Annotated in this window: 1 protein-coding gene; it reads left to right on the forward strand. The window is 70.1% G+C overall.

Annotation, left to right across the window (positions count from 1 at the left end):
• The first annotated feature begins 151 nt into the window (after positions 1-151).
• Positions 152-1,519 carry a PHB depolymerase family esterase gene (locus tag AB0M88_RS53245; RefSeq protein ID WP_364116324.1) on the forward strand — a complete coding sequence of 456 codons (1,368 nt, stop codon included), beginning with the start codon at positions 152-154 and terminating at the stop codon, positions 1,517-1,519.
• Positions 1,520-1,569 lie beyond the last annotated feature (50 nt).

The raw sequence follows: 1,569 nt of genomic DNA on the forward strand, positions 1-1,569 counted from the left end.
CCTCCCTGCCCGCCGGCCACACCCCGCTTTGCGGTTGCGTGGGATGGGCACGCGGCCCGCGCGCAACCCCTTCGTGTGCGGCTCGCAATTCGCTAACTATCGGGGGGGCCGGGGCCGTCCCCGCGGCCGCACCACCGAAAGGACCCCTGAAATGCGAAAGAGTTTCTGGGCGGCCCTGGCCGCCGCCGTCCTCGGTCTGTTCTTCCTGTTTCCCACCAACCCGGCCTCCGCGGCGTCCCTGACCGAGGTCACCGGGTTCGGCACCAACCCGACCGGCATCCGGATGTACCTGTACGTGCCCGACCGGCTGCCCGCCAACCCAGCCGTGCTCGTCGCCATCCACTACTGCACCGGCTCCGGCCCCGCCTTCTACTCCGGCACCGAGTTCCACACCCTCGCCGACCAGTACGGCTTCATCGTCATCTACCCGTCGACGGTCCGCAGCGGCTCCTGCTGGGACGTCTCGTCGTCCGGCGCGTTCAGCCACAACGGCAACAGCGACCCGGCCGGCATCGTGTCGATGGTCAAGTACACGCAGTCGAAGTACCACACCGACACGTCGCGTACGTTCGTGACCGGTGCCTCCTCCGGCGGCATGATGACCAACGTCATGCTCGCCGACTACCCGGACGTCTTCGCCGCCGGCGCCGCCTTCATGGGCGTGCCCGACACGTGCTTCCAGGCCACCGCGGGCAACCCGGCCGACCCCTCCCAGCAGGCCGGCTGGAACAGCGCCTGCGCCAACGGCCAGGTCACCAAGACCGCCGCGCAGTGGGGTGACGCGGTCCGGGCGTCCTATCCCGGCTACTCGGGGCCGCGGCCGCGCATGCAGCTGTGGCACGGCACCGCCGACACGACGCTGAACTACAACAACTTCGGCGAAGAGATCAAGCAGTGGACCAACGTCCTCGGTGTCAGCCAGACCCCGGTCCAGACCGACACGCCGCAGTCCGGCTGGACCCGCACCCGCTACGGCAACAACTCGGCCCACGCCCCGGTCGAGGCGATCAGCGTCGCCGGGGTCGGGCACTCGCTGCCGCTGTCCGGGCAGGCCAAGCTGGCGATCACGTTCTTCGGCCTGGACGGCTCGGGCGGCGGTGGCACCACGCCGCCGACGACGCCGCCGACCACTCCGCCCACGACGCCGCCGACCAGTCCGCCCACGACACCGCCCACGACACCGCCTACCACTCCGCCGTCCGGGGGTGGCGCCTGCAAGGTCACCTCGAGTGTCAGCGCCTGGAACACCGGGCTGACCAACAACGTGACCGTCACCAACACCGGCTCGGCGGCCGTCAACGGCTGGAGCCTGACCTTCACCCTGCCCTCCGGCCAGACCATCACCTCGGGCTGGAACGCGACCTATTCGCCGGCTTCCGGCCAGGTGACGGCCCGCAATGTGTCCTACAACGGGGCACTCGCGCCGGGGGCCTCCACCACGATCGGCTACCAGGCCAACCACACCGGCAACAGTGGTGCCCCGACCGGGTTCGCCCTCAACGGCAGCGCCTGTTCCTGACCGTCCTTTGCTAACAGTCCTTTGCCGACGTTGCCGCGGGCCGGTCCGGC

It is taken from the genome of Actinoplanes sp. NPDC051411 (assembly GCF_040682075.1).
In the GTDB taxonomy this organism is placed as follows: Bacteria; Actinomycetota; Actinomycetes; order Mycobacteriales; family Micromonosporaceae; genus Actinoplanes.

Excerpts from the sequence above, each read along its gene's own strand:
- AB0M88_RS53245 (WP_364116324.1), top strand. The coding sequence starts at position 152 with ATGCGAAAGAGTTTCTGGGCGGCCCTGGCCGCCGCCGTCCTCGGTCTG.